Source organism: Actinoplanes sp. CA-131856 (assembly GCF_050956135.1).
Taxonomy (GTDB): domain Bacteria; phylum Actinomycetota; class Actinomycetes; order Mycobacteriales; family Micromonosporaceae; genus Actinoplanes.
In genome coordinates this window covers 4,171,096-4,187,263 of record NZ_CP191849.1, presented here as the reverse complement: position 1 = coordinate 4,187,263, position 16,168 = coordinate 4,171,096, and the positions used below count along the sequence as shown (strand labels likewise).

Annotated in this window: 16 protein-coding genes; 11 read left to right on the top strand and 5 right to left on the bottom strand. The window is 71.9% G+C overall.

The features are described 5' to 3' along the window. Positions 1-85 precede the first annotated feature (85 nt). A complete protein-coding gene (locus tag ACQP2X_RS19300; protein WP_498698853.1) occupies positions 86-628 on the top strand; it encodes a GyrI-like domain-containing protein in 543 nt (180 codons plus the stop codon). On the opposite strand, the gene ACQP2X_RS19295 is transcribed toward ACQP2X_RS19300, so the two are convergent. Further along, on the bottom strand, positions 612-1,340 hold the full coding sequence (locus ACQP2X_RS19295; protein ID WP_498698851.1) for a GNAT family N-acetyltransferase: 729 nt from the start codon (positions 1,338-1,340) through the stop codon (positions 612-614). The genes ACQP2X_RS19300 and ACQP2X_RS19295 overlap by 17 nt on opposite strands. A 182-nt stretch (positions 1,341-1,522) precedes the next feature. On the opposite strand from ACQP2X_RS19295, the gene ACQP2X_RS19290 reads away from it, so the two are divergent. Genes ACQP2X_RS19290 through ACQP2X_RS19275 form a run of 4 tightly spaced genes read left to right on the top strand, consistent with a single transcriptional unit; the run spans position 1,523 to position 4,959 of the window. After that, positions 1,523-2,899 carry a glycosyl hydrolase family 18 protein gene (locus ACQP2X_RS19290; RefSeq protein WP_498698849.1) on the top strand — a complete coding sequence of 459 codons (1,377 nt, stop codon included), beginning with the start codon at positions 1,523-1,525 and terminating at the stop codon, positions 2,897-2,899. A gap of 58 nt (positions 2,900-2,957) precedes the next feature. Beyond that, positions 2,958-3,455 carry an LURP-one-related/scramblase family protein gene (locus ACQP2X_RS19285; RefSeq protein ID WP_498698848.1) on the top strand — a complete coding sequence of 166 codons (498 nt, stop codon included), beginning with the start codon at positions 2,958-2,960 and terminating at the stop codon, positions 3,453-3,455. A gap of 35 nt (positions 3,456-3,490) precedes the next feature. After that, positions 3,491-3,994 carry a DUF302 domain-containing protein gene (locus ACQP2X_RS19280; protein WP_498698847.1) on the top strand — a complete coding sequence of 168 codons (504 nt, stop codon included), beginning with the start codon at positions 3,491-3,493 and terminating at the stop codon, positions 3,992-3,994. Positions 3,995-4,023: 29 nt separating this feature from the next. Next, complete coding sequence (locus ACQP2X_RS19275) at positions 4,024-4,959, top strand: patatin-like phospholipase family protein (RefSeq protein ID WP_498698845.1); 936 nt, start codon at positions 4,024-4,026, stop codon at positions 4,957-4,959. Here the strand turns inward: ACQP2X_RS19275 and ACQP2X_RS19270 are convergent. Together ACQP2X_RS19270 and ACQP2X_RS19265 are read right to left on the bottom strand one after the other, a co-directional pair. Beyond that, positions 4,956-6,323 (bottom strand): pyridoxal phosphate-dependent decarboxylase family protein, encoded by a 1,368-nt coding sequence (locus tag ACQP2X_RS19270; RefSeq protein WP_498698843.1) that lies wholly within the window; start codon positions 6,321-6,323, stop codon positions 4,956-4,958. The genes ACQP2X_RS19275 and ACQP2X_RS19270 overlap by 4 nt on opposite strands. A gap of 9 nt (positions 6,324-6,332) precedes the next feature. Next, the gene (locus tag ACQP2X_RS19265) at positions 6,333-7,787 is read right to left on the bottom strand and encodes an MFS transporter (RefSeq protein ID WP_498698842.1); all 1,455 of its coding nucleotides are present in this window, start codon (positions 7,785-7,787) and stop codon (positions 6,333-6,335) included. A 76-nt stretch (positions 7,788-7,863) separates the two neighbouring features. On the opposite strand from ACQP2X_RS19265, the gene ACQP2X_RS19260 reads away from it, so the two are divergent. Genes ACQP2X_RS19260 through ACQP2X_RS19240 form a run of 5 tightly spaced genes read left to right on the top strand, consistent with a single transcriptional unit; the run spans position 7,864 to position 13,804 of the window. Continuing rightward, positions 7,864-8,472 carry a TetR/AcrR family transcriptional regulator gene (locus ACQP2X_RS19260; protein WP_498698840.1) on the top strand — a complete coding sequence of 203 codons (609 nt, stop codon included), beginning with the start codon at positions 7,864-7,866 and terminating at the stop codon, positions 8,470-8,472. 18 nt (positions 8,473-8,490) lie between these two features. Continuing rightward, on the top strand, positions 8,491-11,205 hold the full coding sequence (locus tag ACQP2X_RS19255) for an ATP-binding protein (RefSeq protein ID WP_498698838.1): 2,715 nt from the start codon (positions 8,491-8,493) through the stop codon (positions 11,203-11,205). 34 nt (positions 11,206-11,239) lie between these two features. Next, positions 11,240-12,637: an AfsR/SARP family transcriptional regulator gene (locus tag ACQP2X_RS19250; RefSeq protein WP_498698836.1), complete on the top strand. Its 1,398-nt coding sequence runs from the start codon at positions 11,240-11,242 to the stop codon at positions 12,635-12,637. A 17-nt stretch (positions 12,638-12,654) separates the two neighbouring features. Next, complete coding sequence (locus tag ACQP2X_RS19245; RefSeq protein WP_498698834.1) at positions 12,655-13,185, top strand: Uma2 family endonuclease; 531 nt, start codon at positions 12,655-12,657, stop codon at positions 13,183-13,185. Positions 13,186-13,207: 22 nt separating this feature from the next. Beyond that, the gene (locus ACQP2X_RS19240; protein ID WP_498698833.1) at positions 13,208-13,804 is read left to right on the top strand and encodes a TetR/AcrR family transcriptional regulator; all 597 of its coding nucleotides are present in this window, start codon (positions 13,208-13,210) and stop codon (positions 13,802-13,804) included. On the opposite strand, the gene ACQP2X_RS19235 is transcribed toward ACQP2X_RS19240, so the two are convergent. Together ACQP2X_RS19235 and ACQP2X_RS19230 are read right to left on the bottom strand one after the other, a co-directional pair. Then, positions 13,781-14,674 carry an NAD-dependent epimerase/dehydratase family protein gene (locus ACQP2X_RS19235; RefSeq protein ID WP_498698831.1) on the bottom strand — a complete coding sequence of 298 codons (894 nt, stop codon included), beginning with the start codon at positions 14,672-14,674 and terminating at the stop codon, positions 13,781-13,783. The genes ACQP2X_RS19240 and ACQP2X_RS19235 overlap by 24 nt on opposite strands. Positions 14,675-14,718: 44 nt before the next feature. Beyond that, on the bottom strand, positions 14,719-15,186 hold the full coding sequence (locus tag ACQP2X_RS19230) for an alpha/beta fold hydrolase (RefSeq protein WP_498698829.1): 468 nt from the start codon (positions 15,184-15,186) through the stop codon (positions 14,719-14,721). Between the two features lie 156 nt (positions 15,187-15,342). On the opposite strand from ACQP2X_RS19230, the gene ACQP2X_RS19225 reads away from it, so the two are divergent. Next, positions 15,343-16,095 (top strand): SDR family oxidoreductase, encoded by a 753-nt coding sequence (locus ACQP2X_RS19225; protein WP_498698827.1) that lies wholly within the window; start codon positions 15,343-15,345, stop codon positions 16,093-16,095. Positions 16,096-16,168 lie beyond the last annotated feature (73 nt).

The window sequence follows — 16,168 nt, the reverse complement described above, 5'->3', positions numbered from 1 at the left end:
CCACTTCCTCCGCGTGACTCTCGCGTTCCTACTGCTCACATCGCGGCCTTGACTCTCACCCTGGTCGAGGCCCGAGGATGAGACGGTGAAGCGAGCCCACCGAGAGTTGTTCACCGCCAAGGCCACGCCGGCTTTCGTCGACGTGCCCGCCCTGCCTTATCTGATGGTCGACGGCGCCGGTGATCCGAACGGCGCCGGCTACGAGGACGCGGTGCAGCGCCTCTACCGCACGGCCTACCGCGTCCGGGCCGTGTTCAAGGCACGCGGCGAGGTCTACTCGGTGCCGCCGCTCGAGGGCTTGTGGACCGGCGTCGGTGACGGCCTCGGCGATCGGAGCGGCTGGAAGTGGACCATGATGCTGCTCCAGCCGCCCGGGGCCACGGCCGACATGATCGAGGCGCCGGGCGTGCGGCTGGAGACCTTCGAGGAGGGGCCGTCCGTCCAGGTGCTGCACGTGGGCCCCTACCGGGAGGAGACCGAGGCGATCCACCGGCTGCTCGCGTTCGCCGGCGAGCACGGCCGTGAGGTGACCGGGCGGCACCACGAGATCTATCTGAGCGACCCGCGCCGCACGGCCGGGGAGAAGCTCAAGACCATCCTGCGGTACGGCGTCAGTCCGGGTACCTGACGCCGGGAGGCGCCGCGATCAGCACGTCGGCCACCGCGCGCCAGCCGAGCGTGGCGTACAGGCCCTGACCGTCCTCGCTGGCCACCAGGAGCCCGTGCCGAGCCGGCCCGATCTGGGCCACCGCGCCCTGGGCCACCGCGCCCTGGGCAGGCGCGATCTGCGCCAGCGCGCCCTGGGCCAGCGCGATCTGGGCCAGCGCGCTCATCACGGCGCTGCCCAGCCCTCGGCGCCGGTGGCCGGGCATCGTCTGGATCTTGTCGGCGATGCCGTCGGTGCCGGCGATCCCCATCGTTCCGCGGGCGCCCACCTCGCCGTCGCGGTCCAGCAGCTCGACGCGTACCACCGGGCCCTCGATCGTCGTCTCGGCACGGTAGCCGGCCGGGACCGGGATCCGCGGCTGCTCGCTCAGCTCGATCACCATGAGCTTCTCGGAAGCCTTGAGCACGACCAGCCCGGCCGCCTCGACGGCCGCGGCGGCGCGCTCCGGCTCCACGGTCGGCACGGTCAGCCAGGTGACGTCGTCCTCGCGCTTGACCAAGCCGGCCAGCCCGGCCACCGAGGCGGCCCCGTCGAGGGCGAAGTATTCGACGTCGCGCCCGAGTTGCCCGCACCGCACCCGGAGCCCCGCCCCCAGGTCAGCCGCCTCGGACAGCCCCCGGGCGACGCCCCAGCCGCGCTGCCACCGAACCACCAGCTCACGAAGATCACTCACGCCTCCCAGTAGATCCCGTCCGACCGCTTCCGCGCCGCCCCGCAGCGGACCGGGGACGTACCGAACAAGACTTTTATGAAGTCCTATATTGACTATCATTAGTTAACCTTCCTAAGATTTGGCCGCCCGTAGTCATCCCCACGGCGCATCCCCCGCGCCGGACACGAAGGGTCGCCATCCCCATGGCCATCAGGAAAAGAAGCAGGTGGGCGGCCTCGGCCGCCGCATTCACCGTCGCGGCGGTCGGCACGATCACCGCGCTCGCCGTCCAGGGCACCTCGGAGGCCGCCGTCCTGCCGAACGGGTTCAAGAGCGTCGGCTACATGCCGTCCTGGGCCGGCAGCGTCACGAGCATCCAGTACTCGAAGCTCACCCACATCAACTACTCGTTCGCGCTGCCGAACGCGAACGGCACCCTCCAGCCGATCGAGAACACGTCGAAGCTCCAGCAGCTGGTCACCCTCGGGCACCAGAACAACACCAAGATCTCGCTGGCCATCGGCGGCTGGAACGACGGCAACGACTCGGCGTTCGAGTCGCTCGCGGCCAACTCGGGCACGCGGACGACATTCGTCAACACCGTGATGAACACCGTCCGTCAGTACAACCTGGACGGTGTCGACATCGACTGGGAGTACCCGGACCCCGGAACCTCCGGTAACAACTACACCGCGCTCATGCAGCAGCTCAGCACGGCCCTGCACAACGAGGGCAAGCTGCTCACGGCCGCTGTCGTCAGCGAGGGCAACACCGCCAACGGCGTCCAGCCGGCCGTGTTCGGCTATGTCGACTGGCTCAACATCATGGCGTACGACGGCGGCAGCCCCCACGCGAACTACGACTGGTCGATCGCGAGCGCCAACTTCTGGAAGAACCGGGGCCTGCCGAAGGCCAAGACCGTGCTCGGGGTGCCGTTCTACAGCCGGCCGGGCTATTTGACGTACGCCCAACTGGTCGCACAGGACCCGGCCAACGCCAACCGCGACTGCACCGCTTCCGGTGAGTGCTACAACGGCCTGCCGACGATCCGCCGCAAGACGCAGTGGGCCCTGGCCAACGCCGGCGGCATCATGAACTGGGAGCTGTCGCAGGACGCCACCGGCTCGAACTCGCTGGTCAGCGCTATCTACGAGACCGTCATGGGCGGCGGTGGCCCGACCACTCCGCCGCCGTCGGGCCGCACGGGCCGCATCACCGGGATCGCCGGCAAGTGCGTCGACATCGCCTCGGCCAGCAGCGCCAACGGCACCGCGGTCCAGCTGTACGACTGCAACGGCACCACCGCGCAGAACTGGACCGTCGGCACCGACGGCACCATCCGCGGCCTGGGCAAGTGCCTCGACGTGAACGCCGCCGGCACGGCGAACGGCTCGCTGGTGCAGATCTACGACTGCAACGGCACCGGCGCCCAGCGCTGGACGGCCCAGTCCAACGGCACGCTGGTCAACGCCGGCAGCAACAAGTGCCTGGACGCGTCGAACAACAGCTCGGCCAACGGCACCCGCCTGCAGATCTGGGACTGCTTCGCCGGCGCGAACCAGCGCTGGGTCCTGCCGTAACTCCAAGACGCAGCGCGGCCCGCTTTCGCCGTGGCGGGCCGCGCCGCACACTGGGGACATGTATGTGATCAAGGAACGCTTCTTCTCCATCGGCGACGACTTCGACGTGGAGGACGAGAACGGCAACCGGGTCTACCACGTCGACGGCAAGGTCCTCAGCGTCCGCAACCGGGTCGTCATCGAGGACACCAACGGCGACGAGGTGGCGTCGGTCCACCGCCATCTCGTCGCGCTGCGTCCCACGTACGAGATCCGGATCGGCGGCGAGAAAGCGGCCGAGGTGCGCAAGAAGCTGTTCACCCCGTTCCGCGACAAGTTCACCATCGACGTGCCCGGACCGGACGACCTGGAGATGAAGGGCAACCTGCTCGACCACGAGTACGTCATCGAGCAGGACGGCCGCGAGGTGGCCGCCGTCTCCAAGCGCTGGCTGACCATCCGCGACACGTACGCGGTGCAGGTCTCCGAGGGTGTCGATCCGCTCCTCGTCATCGGCAGCGTGCTCGCGCTCGACCTGGCGCTCGAGCGTTCCAAAGCCGGCGAGTCGGATGACTGATAACGGCACTGCGAACCGCGCCTAACTTTCCAGGTATGACGCAGAGCGAGACGCGGAGCAGGGTGACCGTCGAACGGGTCACCCTGACCTCCACGAAGAAGTTCGACGACGTGATCGCCGGTCTCTACCAGGGAATCTCCCGGCCCGACCTGGCCTCCGCGGCGCGGGAATGGCTGGGCGCGACCTCGTACGAGGAGTTCCACGAGGTCGTGGCCGGCGCCGCCGGACCGGCCGGTCTGATGCGGTTCATGGACCTCGACCAGGGCGCCGCGCTGGCCAAGCTGCCCGGGGTGACGCCGAGGCGCCTCCGGCGGATCATCGCCGGCAACCCGGAGACCATGGCCCGCATGACCCGGCACGTGCCCGAGGCCGGCTCCTACGCACCGGTGTCGATCCTGGTCTGGGAGGACGGCGACGCCGTTCACCTCGCCTACGACTCGATGGAGAGCCTGCTCACTCCGTACGGAAGTGAACCGGCCCTCGCAGTGGCCCGTGAGCTGGACGAAGAGGTGCTGGCCCTGCTGCGGAGAGCGGCCTGACAGCCCGGCGGCTTCGATAGCATCAGGGCATGTCCGGAGGACGGCGGGTCGCGCTGGCGCTGGGGTCCGGCGGGGCCCGCGGGTTCGCGCACATCGGGGTCGTGCAGGTGCTCGAGGAGCGCGGCTTCGAGGTGTGCTCGGTGGCCGGGTCCTCGATGGGCGCCCTGGTCGGCGGGGTGATGGCCGCCGGGCGGCTCAAGGAGTTCACCGACTGGGCGGTCGCGCTCAAACAGCGGGACATCCTGCGGCTCATCGACCCCAAATGGGCGCTGCCGGGCGCGATGGCGGCCGACCGGCTGATCAACCATCTGAACGACTTCCTCGGCGACGCGGAGATCGAGCACCTTCCGATCCCCTACACCGCGGTGGCCACCGACATCAACGCGCGGCGTGAGGTGTGGTTCCAGCGCGGGCTGTTGCGCTCGGCCATCCGGGCCTCGATCGCCATTCCGGGCCTGATCACGCCGGTCGTCATCAACGGGCGGCTGCTGGCCGACGGCGGCCTGCTCAATCCGGTGCCCATCGAGCCGACAGCGGCCTCCGGGGCCGATCTGACCGTGGCGGTCTCGCTGCAGGCGCCGCGGCCGCAGGGCGAGCCGGCGTCGCCGGTGCGGGCGGCCGCGGCGCCGCACTGGTACGAGGACTGGCGTGACCGGCTCCGGCAGGTGTTCCAGACCCGTAACGGCCAGGCGGCGGCCCTGGAGACGCCCGATCTGGCGGAGTTGACGGCCGCCGCCGCGGCCGATCCGCTGCCGGGTAACCTGCGGATCGCCGACGTGCTGGCCTCGTCGCTCGACGCCATGCAGGACATGATCGCCCGCTACCGGATGGCCGGGCTCCCGCCGGACGTGCAGATCGCCGTGCCGGTGAACGCCTGCCGTGTCATGGACTTCCACCGCGCCGGCGACATGGTCGCCGTCGGGCGGCAGCTGGCCGTCAAGGCACTGGACGAGGCCGGCCTCTAGGCGGCCGCGGCCAGGATCGCTTCGACCGTACGATCGACGTCCTCCTCGTCGGTCGACCAGTTCGAGACCGAGATGCGGATGGCCGCGGCGCCGTTCCAGGTGGTGCCGCTCATCCAGGCTGTGCCCTCCTCTTGGAGGCGGCGCAGGGTCTGCTGCGTCGTGTGATCGTCGCCGAGGCGTACGAGAACCTGGTTGAGAACGACCTCGTTGAGCACCTGCGCTCCCCCGGCCGAGAGCCGCTCGGCGAAGCGCCGGGCCAGCGCGCACGACCTGTCCACCAGTTCCGCGATCCCGTCGCTGCCCAGCTGGCGCATCGCGGCGTACACCGCGAACCCCCGCGCCCGCCGCGAGTGCTCGGGGTTGTACTCCAAGGCGTCGCGCTCGCCCGACGAAGCGTGCTGCAGATAGCTGGCCCGCACTCCCATCGCCGCCCGGTGCGCGTCGGGATGGGCACAGATCACCAAGCCCGAGTCGTACGGCACGTTGAGCCACTTGTGCGCGTCGGTCGCCCACGAGTCGGCTCGCTCGATGCCCTCGACCAGTGGCCGCAGCCGGGGACTGGCCGCCGCCCACAGCCCGAACGCCCCGTCCACGTGCAGCCACGCGTCGCCGACCAGATCGGCGATCTCCGCCAGCGGGTCGACCGCGCCCGTGTTGACGTTCCCGGCCTGCGCACAGACGATCGCCGGCCCCGCACCATCGGCGAGCGCCGCCGACAGCGCGGCCGGCACGAGACGGCCCTGGTCGTCCATCGCCACCGTGACCAGCGAGTTCGTACCCATGCCAAGGTGTCTCAGGGCCCGATCGATGGTGCCGTGGCGCCCCTCCCCCACGATCACCCGGACCCGCGGCGCTCCCCACAGCCCGTCCGCGTCGACGTCCCACCCCTCGCGGCCCAGCACCTCACGGACCGCGATCGCCAGCGCCGTGAAGTTGGCCATCTGCCCGCCGGTGACATATCCGACCGAGGACCCCACCGGCAGCCCGAACAGCTCGACCAGCCATCCGGCGGCCGTCTCCTCGACCACGCTCGCCGCCGGCCCCAGCACGTACAGCCCGGCGTTCTGGTCCCAGGTCGAGGTGAGCCAGTCCGCGGCCAGCGCGGCCGGCGTGGCCCCGCCGATCACGAAACCGAAGAAGCGCCCGCTCGACGAGGCCATGACCCCCGGCTCGGCCGCCGCGACCAGGTCGGCCACCACCTTCTCCGGTGGCAGCGACCCGGCCTGCAACGGCCCGCCGAGCGCCGCTCGCATCTGCTCCAGCGAGGCCGGCGGGCGCACCGGCCGGTCCGGCAGCCCGCCCAGATACGCCGTCGCGTGGTCGAAGGCCACACCCAGCGGCCCGGTCCAGTCGGGACGATCCATGCCGTCAGGCTAGGCGCGCGCCGCCTCGAGATCGGCCGTCGAGCGGATGTCCGACACCTCGGGCGACTTCGGAGAAGAGCGGTCGATGAACAGCAGGACCAGGGCGCCGCCGATGAGGAAGACGATGGCGCCCAGCGCGTAGCTGATCCGGAAGGCGTTCTCGGTCGGCAGGGCGACGGTGCCCACCGTCTTCGTCTGCCCGGCCAGGATCGTGATGACCAGGGCGCTGCCGATGGTGCCGCCGACCGTGCGCATGATGCTGTTGACCGAGTTGGCGATGCCCGTCTCGGCCGGCTGCACGTGGCTGACGAGAAGGGCCGGCATCGAGGCGTACGCCATGGCGATGGCGCAGCTGGCGACGACGAACGCCGCGATGGTCTCGACCTTGTTGTCGTGCAGGAAGGTCAGCGAGGCCAGGCCGGCCGCGCCGATGCCGCAGGCCAGAGCCAGCACGATCCGCGGGCCGACCTTGCCCACGAGCATGCCGGCGATCGGGCCGACCACGACGCTGGCCGCCGCGCCCGGCAGCAGATAGATGACGCTGGTCTCGAGGACGGTCGCGCTGAAACCGAAGCCGGTGTACGCGCTCGGGCTCTGCACGAAGTAGCTGGTCGCGAGCTGGAGGGCGAACATCGCGAAGCCGACCGCCATGGCGGCCAGGTTGGTCACCAGGATCGGGCGGTGGCGCAGCATCTCGACCGAGACGAGCGGCGCCGCCGTGCGGCGTTCCAGCAGGTAGAAGCCGACGAGAATGATCGCGGCGGCCACGAACAGCACGATGACCCGGGCCGAGCCCCAGCCCCAGGTGTGTCCCTGCGAGATCGGCAGCAGGAGGCTGACGAGACCGGCCGACAGGACCGCGGCGCCCACGTAGTCGACGCGGCCGCCGGCGCCGGCCCGCTTGGGCAGAGTCAGTGCGAGGGCCAGCGTGACGGCGCTCATCACGACGGTGAGCCAGAAGATCCGGCGGTAGTCGGCGTCGCCCTGGGTGAGCAGACCGGCCGCGACCAGCGCGACGCCGCCGCCGACGCCGAGGGTGGAGGCCACGACGGCCATGCTGTGGGTGAGCTTGGCCGGCGGCAGCTCGTGGCGCAGCAGGCTGATGCCCAGCGGGAACAGGGCGAAGCTGCTGCCCTGCAGGACCCGGGCCACGATCAGCCAGGTGATGTCGTGGGCGGTGGCGGCGAGAAGGCTGCCGGCCAGGGTGACGGCGAGGGTGGCGACGAAGACCGGCTTCACCCCGAGGACGTGGCCGAGCCGGCCCAGCAGCGGGGTGAAGGAGGAGGCGGCGAGCAGCGTCGCCGTGGACACCCACCCGACCGTGGTGGCGTCCGCGCCGAGTTGCGCGGCGATCTGCGGCAGCACCGGCACCGGGATGGACTGGATCAGCGCCAGCAAAAAGCTGGCGGCCGCGGCGGCGAGCAGGAGCAGCCGCGGGCGGGCAACGCGTTCGGGTGTGGTCACGTTCGACTACGCTATCGACACCGTGTCGATTTTTGTCGGCACCGCGTTGATGATCACATAGGGAATGATCGGAAATATGAGTCAGGTAACGCGCCGCCGCACCGGCCCGTCGAAGGGCGATCTCCGCGAGGCGGCGATCCTCGAGGCCGCGCGGGCCCTGTTCTCCGAGCGGCCGTACGAGTCGGTGACCATCGACGACCTCGCGAGCGGCGCCGGCATCTCCCGCACGAGCTTCTACTTCTACTTCCCGACCAAGACCGCCGTGCTGACCGCGCTGATGACGAACGTGGGGCACGACCTCGCGGCCGGCCACGTCTGGTTCGACGCCGACGGTCCGGCCCGCGACCTGTTGCGCACCCAACTGGAGACGTCGGCCACACTCTGGCGGGCCAACGCGGGCATCCTCTCCTGCGCCGCGACCGCCATGGCCACCTCGGAGGAGCTGCGCGACTTCGTCGGCCGGGTCCGGCGGCGGTACGACGAGCGGGCGGCCGAGAAGATCCGCCGTGACCAGGCCTCAGGCGCGGCCACGGCCACCATCCCGGCCCACCGGCTGGCCGAGATGATCTCGGCGATCCGCGACGCCCGATACGAGCAGCTCGCCGGCGCCTCCGACGCCGAACTGCGCGAGGCCGTGGACGATCTCACCGAGGCGATTGACAGGTTGATCTACGGCCGGGCCTAAAATACCGGGGTGACGAGCATGATCGGGAGAGAGGCCGAGCTGCGCCTCACCCGGGGACTGCTCGCCGAGGCCGCCGCCGGCAACGGCACGGCGCTGCTCGTCCACGGCCCGGCCGGCGTCGGCAAGACGGCCCTGCTGCGGGCCGTGTCGGCCGAGGCCGCCGACCAGGGCTTCACAGTCCTGGCCACGGCCGGCGTCGAGACCGAGCGCTGGTTCCCGTTCGCCGCGCTCAACCTGCTGCTCCAGCCGATGATCCGCGAGATCGACCGGCTGCCGGCCGCGCACCGCACGGTGCTGCGGTCCGCGTTCGGGGCCGACGACACCGAGCCCGACGTCTACCGGGTCGGCCTGGCCGTGCTGGAGCTGCTGGCCGACGCCGCCACCCGCCATCCGGTGCTGGTGGCCGCCGACGACATCCAGTGGATCGACCCGTCGACCCGCGACGCGATGCTCTTCGTGGCCCGCCGGGCCCACGGGCACGCCCTGCTCGTGCTCGGCGCGAGCCGGCCCGACGGCAGCGGGCGGATCGGCGCCGGCTACACCCCCGAGCTGCTCCTGGCCCCGCTCGACGACGCCGCCTCGGCCGAACTGCTCGACGACCGCGCCCCCGCCCTCCCGCCGCAGCTGCGCGCCCGGATCCTCGACCGGGCCGCCGGCAACCCGCTCGCCCTGATCGAGCTGCCCAAGGCCGCCCTCGACGCCCCGGCCGGCGCCGACGACCTGCCGCTGACACAGCGGCTCGAGACCGCGTTCGCGGCCCGCACCGACTCGATCAGCCCGTCCAGCCGGGCGCTGCTGCTCGTGATGGCGGCCGAGCCCTACGCGCCGCTGGACCGGCTGCTGGAGGCGGCCGCCCAGGTCACCGGCTCGATCGTCACCGTCGACGCGCTCCAGGAGGCGGCCGACGCCGGCTTGATCACGGTCACCGCGCACGGCCCCGAGTTCCGCCATCCGCTGATGCGCTCGGCCGTCTACAACCGGGCCCGGGTCACCCACCGGCTGGCCGCACACCGCGCGCTGGCCGCCGTCCTGGCCGATCAGCCCGACCGGCAGCTCTTCCACCAGGCCACGGCCACGATCGGCCCGGACGAGGAGCTGGCCGACCGGCTCGAGAGGTCGGCCGACGCCTCGCAGGCGCGGGGCAAGGTCGCCGCGGCGGTCCCGGCACTGCAACAGGCGGCTTCGCTCGTACGGGACCCGCGCCGCCGCACTGGCATTCTGGTCCGCGCCGCCGAGCTGTCCGGGCAGCTCAGCCACCGGGGCCGGACCCGCGCGCTGCTGGCCGGGGCCGATCCGGCCCTGATGGGACCGGTCGAGCGGGCCCGCCTTCTGCTGGTCTCCGATAACGCCGCCTTCGAGCCCGACGAGCCTCAGCGGCGCATCCACGACATGCTGGGCGCGGCGACCGAGGCGGCCGCGGCCGGGGCCCGCGACGTCGCCGACAACCTGCTGTGGCGGGCCGCCTCGCGCTGCTTCTTCCAGGACGGCGACGCCGCCACCCGGGCCGAGCTGGCCGCGGTCGCCGACCGCTGGGAGGCCGGGCCGGACGATCCGCTGATCCTTGCCGTCCGCGCCTACGCCGAGCCGTACCGCTTCGGCGCCGACGTGCTCGGCCGGCTGGACCGGCTCGACCTCGACCGGCACGACGGCCGGGCCGTGCACTACCTGGGCAGCGGCGCCATGGGCTTCGGCGACTTCACCCACAGCAGCCGGTTGCTGGCCCAGGCGGCCACGAACTGGCGGGCTCAAGGCCGGCTCGGGCTGCTCGCACGCTCGCTGGCCGGCGCCTGGCCGCGGTACTACCTGGGCCAGCTCGACCAGGCCCGGACGGACGCGGCCGAGGGCGTCGCCCTGGCCCAGGAGACCGGCGAGGCGATCGTCCTGCTGGGCGTCCGGTCGGTGTCGGGCCTGGTCGCGGTGACCCGCGGCGACGTCCCGTTGGCCGAGGCGATGGTGCGCGAACTACGGGCCGGCCCGCTGCTGATGGGCATGCCGTTCGCGTCGTCGATCACCCAGCAGGTCGAGGGGTTGCTCGCCCTGCTCGGTGGTCGCGTCGAGGAGGCGTACGACCTCCTGGCCCGGGTCTTCGATCCTCAGGACCCGCACTATCACTCGGTGAGCCGCTGGCTCGTGGCGCCCGACCTGGCCGACGCGGCGCTGGCCGCGGGCACGGTTGAGCGGGCCCGTGAGCTCCTGACCGACCTGCCCGGGCTGGCCCGCCGCCTGCCGACGGAGATGATGACGACGGCGTACGCCTACACGAGCGCCGTGCTGGCCCCGGACGACGAGGCCGGGGAGCGGTACGCCTCGGCGTTCGCCACGCTGCCGTCCGGGGTGCGGCTGGTCCGGGCCCGGCTGCACCTCAACCACGGCCGCTGGCTGCGCCGGCAGCGCCGCCAGGTCGACGCCCGGGTGCCGCTGCGCGCCGCCCGCGACGAGTTCGACCGTCTCGGCGCCCGCCCGTGGGCCGAGCTGGCCCGCGACCAGCTGCGCGCCACCGGCGAGTCGAGCGGCCGCCGCCACGAGAACCTGAGCGACCAGTTGTCGGCCCAGGAGATGCAGATCGCCACGATGGCCGCCGAGGGCCTGACCAACCGCGAGATCGGCCAGCGGCTGTTCATCTCGCACCGCACGGTCGGCGCCCACCTTTACCGCATCTATCCCCGCCTGGGTGTCAGCGGCCGCCGCCAGCTCTCGGCGGCCCTGGGAGCCGCGGCGCAGTCATCGTACTGATGTTTTCGCCACCACCGGCCGACAGGCTGGTGGCATGATTCGGTTCGCGATCCTCGGCCCGGTCAGCCTCCGCGAAGGCGACCGGGAACTGCACGCGGGCGCCGGCCGTCAGCGCACGGTCCTGGCCCTGCTGCTGGCCCGCGCCGGCTCGGTGCTCGGCCAGAACGACCTGGTCGATCTGGTCTGGGGCGACGACCCGCCGGCCAGCGCGGCCAACGTGCTGCACCGCTCGATCGGCCAGCTCCGCCGCCTCATGGAGCCCCACCTGCCGGTCCGCTCGGCCGGCTCGCTGCTGTCCCGGGTCGGCGACGGCTATCTGCTGCGGGCCGACGAGTCCACCCTCGACCTGCTCACGTTCCGCAAGCTGGTTTCGTCGGCCGTCACTTCCGAAGACCCGGTCGGCCACTATCTGCGGGCGCTGTCGTTGTGGCGCGGCCCCTGTGCCGAAGGACTCGACCCCAGCCCGGTGTTCGACAGCGTCGACGGCGAACGCGCGCAGGCGGCCCGCGACGCGGCCGACACGGCCCTGCGCACCCGCCAGGCGGCCCGCGTGCTGCCGGCGCTGCGGGAGGTCGCCCGGGCCCAGCCCTTGGACGAGCCGTTGCAGAGCCGCCTGATGCTGGCCCTGGCCGCGGACGGCCAGCGCGACCGGGCCCTGGGCATCTTCCACACGGTGAGCGAACGCCTGGGCGACGAGCTCGGCATCGACCCGGGCGCGGAACTGCGGGCGGCCCGCGACACATTGCGCCGCCGCCCGGCGGTCCGCCCGGCCCAGCTCCCGTCGGACCACCCGTTCCTGGTCCCGCGCCTGGCCGACCGGGCCCTGGCCGTGATCGAGGAACAGCGCGCCACCGGCCCGGCCGTCCTGTCCATCGACGGCGTGGAAGGGGTGGGCAAGTCCACTCTCGCCATCCACATCGCCCACCGCCTGGCCCCGTCCTGCCCCGACGGCCAGCTCTACGCCGACGTGCGCGGCCTCGGCCCGGCCCAGGTCCTGCGGGGCTTCCTGACCTCGCTGGGCGAGCCCGCCCACAGCCTGCCGGACTCCCTGGAAGAGCTGGCGCGGCGATGGCGGTCGCTGCTCACCGGCCGCCGGGTCCTGGTCGTGCTGGACAACTGCCGATCCCTCGACCCGGGCCTGCTCCCCGGCACTCCGGGGAGCGTGGTGATCGCCACCAGCCGCGGCGGCGGGGCGTTCCCCCTGCCGCTGCCCAGCCCGGCCGAGGCGACGGCCATGCTGGACCTGCGGTGGGGCCGCGACCGGGTGACGGCCGAGCCGGGCGCCGTGGCCGAGATCGTGGAACGCTGCGGGCGGCTCCCGTCGGCTCTGGCCCAGATCGCCGCGCGGGGAGCGGTCGAACCCGACCTGCCCTTGGCCTTCCTGGCCGCCGACCTCGAGGCGGAACCCGTCGCCGCCATGACGGTAGGTTGAGCTCCACGGAGGTTCGTATGACTGCCGAGATGGTCGTGCCGGCCTGGATGCACGAGCAGGTCAGCGCCGAGCAGTACGCGTCCTGGACGGACGAGCAGTGCGCGGGCATCGAGATCGTGGACGGGATGGTCCACGTGAGCCCGAGCGTCTCCAAACGGCACAACCGCTTGGCCCGGCTGCTGGCCAACGCCCTGGACGCCGCTCTCGGGCCCGATTGGAATGCCGACATCAACTTCGATGTGCGACTGCAGGACGTGCCACTGAACAACCGCCGCCCCGACGTGACCGTCTATCGGGCGGACACCATCGACGTCGCCCCAACCCGGCCCGAACAAGTGCTTCTCGTCGTCGAGGTGGTCTCACCCGGTTCGGAGACGACCGACCGGATCGTGAAGGCTGACCAGTATGCGCGGGCCGGCATCCAGTTCTACTGGCGTGTCGAGCAGGCGCCCACCGGCTCTCCGCTGGTCCACACCTTTGTTCTCGACCCGGCGACGCGGCGCTACCGCGACGGTGACTTCGCCGTCGAGGTCTCGCTGGAGGGCTGAGGGCGGCCCGTATGCTGGCCGGGTGCCTCTGGAGCAGCCTCGAATGCGGCGCAGCCGGCTGTCGGCCGAGCGGGAGCGGGAGCTTCTCGACACGGCGCTGCGGCTCGTGCGGGAGCGTGGCTACGACCGGGTCACCATCGACGACATCGCCGCGGCGGCGCGGGCCAGTGTGGCCACGCTCTATCGGCGCTGGGACTCCAAAGCGAAGCTGGTCATCACCGCCATCCAGGCCGGTAAGCCCGAGTCGGCGGCCGACATCGACACCGGAACCCTGCGCGGCGACCTTCTCGCCGTGGCCGAGCGGGCCGCCGGGCCGATCCGGCTGCGGGAACCGGCCACCGCGACCATGACCGGGCTGGCCCGCGACGCCCTGCTCGACCCCGAGCTGATGCGGGCCATGCGCGACATCCTGGTCGAGCCCGAGGTCGACGTGCTGCGCCGGGTGCTGAAACGGCACGCCGAGGCCGGCCGCATCGCCCCCGACGCGAAAGTGCTCGACATCGTGGACCGTCTCATCTTCGGCCCCCTGCTGTTCGAGCAGCTCTTCGCCGGCGACGAGCCCGCCCTGGCCGAACGCCTCGTCGACGACGTCCTGCTACCCCTGCTGACGAAGGGCTGACAGGCTGCGCGCGGTGTCGAGGAACATCTCCCGCGCCGGGCGGGGCTTCCAGCCGAACGTGGCCACCGCCTTGGCGTTCGTCGTGTGGCGGGGGCGGTCGCCCGGGCCGGTCGGCAGGCCGGCCCGGCCCAGCAACGCCGCCACCTGGGGCAGCGTGATCTCGTCGGGGCCGCAGGCGATGTAGCGCTCCCCCGCCGCCGCCGGGCTGGTCAGGGCCAGGAGGTGCAGATCGGCCAGGTCCCGCACGTCGACCGGGGTGATCGTGACGCCGGGGACCCGCGTCATCGTGCCGTCGAGCATTCCGGCGATCAGGTCGATCGAGCTCGACCAGGACGGGCCCAGCACCGGGCCGAAGATGCCGGTCGGGTTCAGCACGGTCAGCTCGGGGCCGCCCGCCGCCGCGAAGTCCCAGGCCGCCTGTTCGGCGAGGGTCTTCGATTTGACGTACGGCTGCACGCCCGGCCCGGCGACGTCGGTCCAGTCGTCCTCCGTGAAGACGCGGTCGGTGTCGCCGTGGCCGTAGCCGACGGCGGCGAACGACGACGTGAGCACCACTCGGCGTACACCCGAAGCCTTTGCCGCCCGCAGAACCCGCAGCGTTCCCTCCCGGGCCGGGACGATCAGCTCGTTCTCGTCGGAGGGCTGAGCGGCCGGGAAGGGCGAGGCCACGTGCAGGACGTACGAGGCGCCGGCCACCGCCTCGTCCCAGCCGTCGTCGGAGAGCAGGTCGGCCCGCACCGACTCGACGCCTTCGACGGGACGGGAGCGGACGGTCGTACGGACGCGGTAGCCGGCGGCGAGGGCACGCCGCACGACGTACGAGCCGACGAAGCCCGAGCCGCCGGTCACCAGAACCAGTTCAGAAGTCATGCCCTCGACGTTAGCGACAACGCGTTTTCGGTAACTAGTTTTCGTTACGTGGCGTCGGTCACCAGGCCGACGAACTCGGAGACCGCGCCCGTGAAGGCCACCGGCTCCGAGAGGTGCGCCTGGCTGGCGCTGTCCGGCAGCACGAGCAGGGCCGATCCGCGGATCCGGCCGTGCAGCCGGGCCGCCCGGGACGGGCTGCAGATGCTGTCGTGGGCGCCCGTGACGATGAGGGTCGGCAGGGTCAGCGCGCTCAGATCCTCGTCGTCGGCGGCCGGCGAGTAGAGCACCAGCCCGGCGACCAGGCCCGGGTGCTCCAGCGCGAACCGGAGAACCACCGGGCCGGCCGAGGCGTGGCCGAGCAGGATCACCGGGTGGCACCCGAGGCCGGACACCACCTTCGGCAGAGGACGAGAAGGCTCGACGTAGACGACCCGTACGTGCTGCTCGACGCCGCCGAGACTCAGCCGCTCCCGGCCGGGATGCACGACGCACACGGGCTCGTGGTTTCTCATGTCCTGCTGCCCTTCGATCGGTCGGCCGGTGGGGGAAACGGCCAACCGCCCACAACGACGGGAGGGGGCGCCGGTTCACCGTCACTCTTTAGTCACCGATCCCGCACCGGCGCTCCCTAACTTCGGTGTCACCGAAGACGAGAAACGGAGCAGGACATGAAGATCGTGGTTATCGGTGGCACCGGGCTCATCGGCTCGAACGTGGTCAAGCGCCTCGCGAACCAGGGGCACGAGGCTGTCGCGGCCGCGCCCAACACCGGCGTCAACACCCTCACCGGCGAGGGCCTGGCCGCCGCGCTGGACGGCGCGCAGGTGGTCGTCGACGTCTCCAACTCGCCCAACTTCGCCGACGACGCGGTGATGAGCTTCTTCAAGACCTCGACCGGCAACGTGCTCGACGCCGAGGCGGCCGCGGGCGTACGCCACCACGTCGCCCTGTCGATCGTCGGCGCCGAGCGGCTGCGGGACAGCGGATACATGCGGGCCAAGGTCGTGCAGGAGGAGATGATCCGGGACGGCCACACGCCGTACACCATCGTCAAGGCCACCCAGTTCTTCGAGTTCGTCAAGGCGATCGCCGAGACCGGCGCCGACGGCGACACGGTCCGGCTCACCCCGGCCAAGCTGCGCCCGATGGCCGCCGACGACGTGGCCGCCCTGGTCGCCGAGATCGCGCTGGCCGAGCCGGCCGGGCTGGTCGAGGTAGCCGGCCCCGAGGCCATCCCGCTGGACGAGCTGGGCCGGCAGATCCTCAAGGTCGACGGCGACCCGCGTACGGTCGTGGCCGACCCGGACACCGCGTATTTCGGCGCCGTGCTCGACGACAACTCGCTCACCCCGGACGCCGGTTTCCGCACCGCCCCGACCCGGTTCGCCACCTGGCTGGAGGCCCGGGCCGCGGGACGATGAGCGCGGGATAGTCATCCGACTGATGTTTCCGCCCGCCGGTCGGACGAGAGTTGGGAGCGCTCCAAGGTTTCCG

Coding starts and splice junctions, on each gene's coding strand:
- ACQP2X_RS19255 (WP_498698838.1), top strand. CDS start 8,491: ATGATCGGGAGAGAGGCCGAGCTGCGCCTCACCCGGGGACTGCTCGCC.
- ACQP2X_RS19285 (WP_498698848.1), top strand. CDS start 2,958: ATGTATGTGATCAAGGAACGCTTCTTCTCCATCGGCGACGACTTCGAC.
- ACQP2X_RS19230 (WP_498698829.1), bottom strand. CDS start 15,186: ATGAGAAACCACGAGCCCGTGTGCGTCGTGCATCCCGGCCGGGAGCGG.
- ACQP2X_RS19275 (WP_498698845.1), top strand. CDS start 4,024: ATGTCCGGAGGACGGCGGGTCGCGCTGGCGCTGGGGTCCGGCGGGGCC.
- ACQP2X_RS19250 (WP_498698836.1), top strand. CDS start 11,240: ATGATTCGGTTCGCGATCCTCGGCCCGGTCAGCCTCCGCGAAGGCGAC.
- ACQP2X_RS19260 (WP_498698840.1), top strand. CDS start 7,864: ATGAGTCAGGTAACGCGCCGCCGCACCGGCCCGTCGAAGGGCGATCTC.
- ACQP2X_RS19235 (WP_498698831.1), bottom strand. CDS start 14,674: ATGACTTCTGAACTGGTTCTGGTGACCGGCGGCTCGGGCTTCGTCGGC.
- ACQP2X_RS19270 (WP_498698843.1), bottom strand. CDS start 6,323: ATGGATCGTCCCGACTGGACCGGGCCGCTGGGTGTGGCCTTCGACCAC.
- ACQP2X_RS19245 (WP_498698834.1), top strand. CDS start 12,655: ATGACTGCCGAGATGGTCGTGCCGGCCTGGATGCACGAGCAGGTCAGC.
- ACQP2X_RS19280 (WP_498698847.1), top strand. CDS start 3,491: ATGACGCAGAGCGAGACGCGGAGCAGGGTGACCGTCGAACGGGTCACC.
- ACQP2X_RS19290 (WP_498698849.1), top strand. CDS start 1,523: ATGGCCATCAGGAAAAGAAGCAGGTGGGCGGCCTCGGCCGCCGCATTC.
- ACQP2X_RS19225 (WP_498698827.1), top strand. CDS start 15,343: ATGAAGATCGTGGTTATCGGTGGCACCGGGCTCATCGGCTCGAACGTG.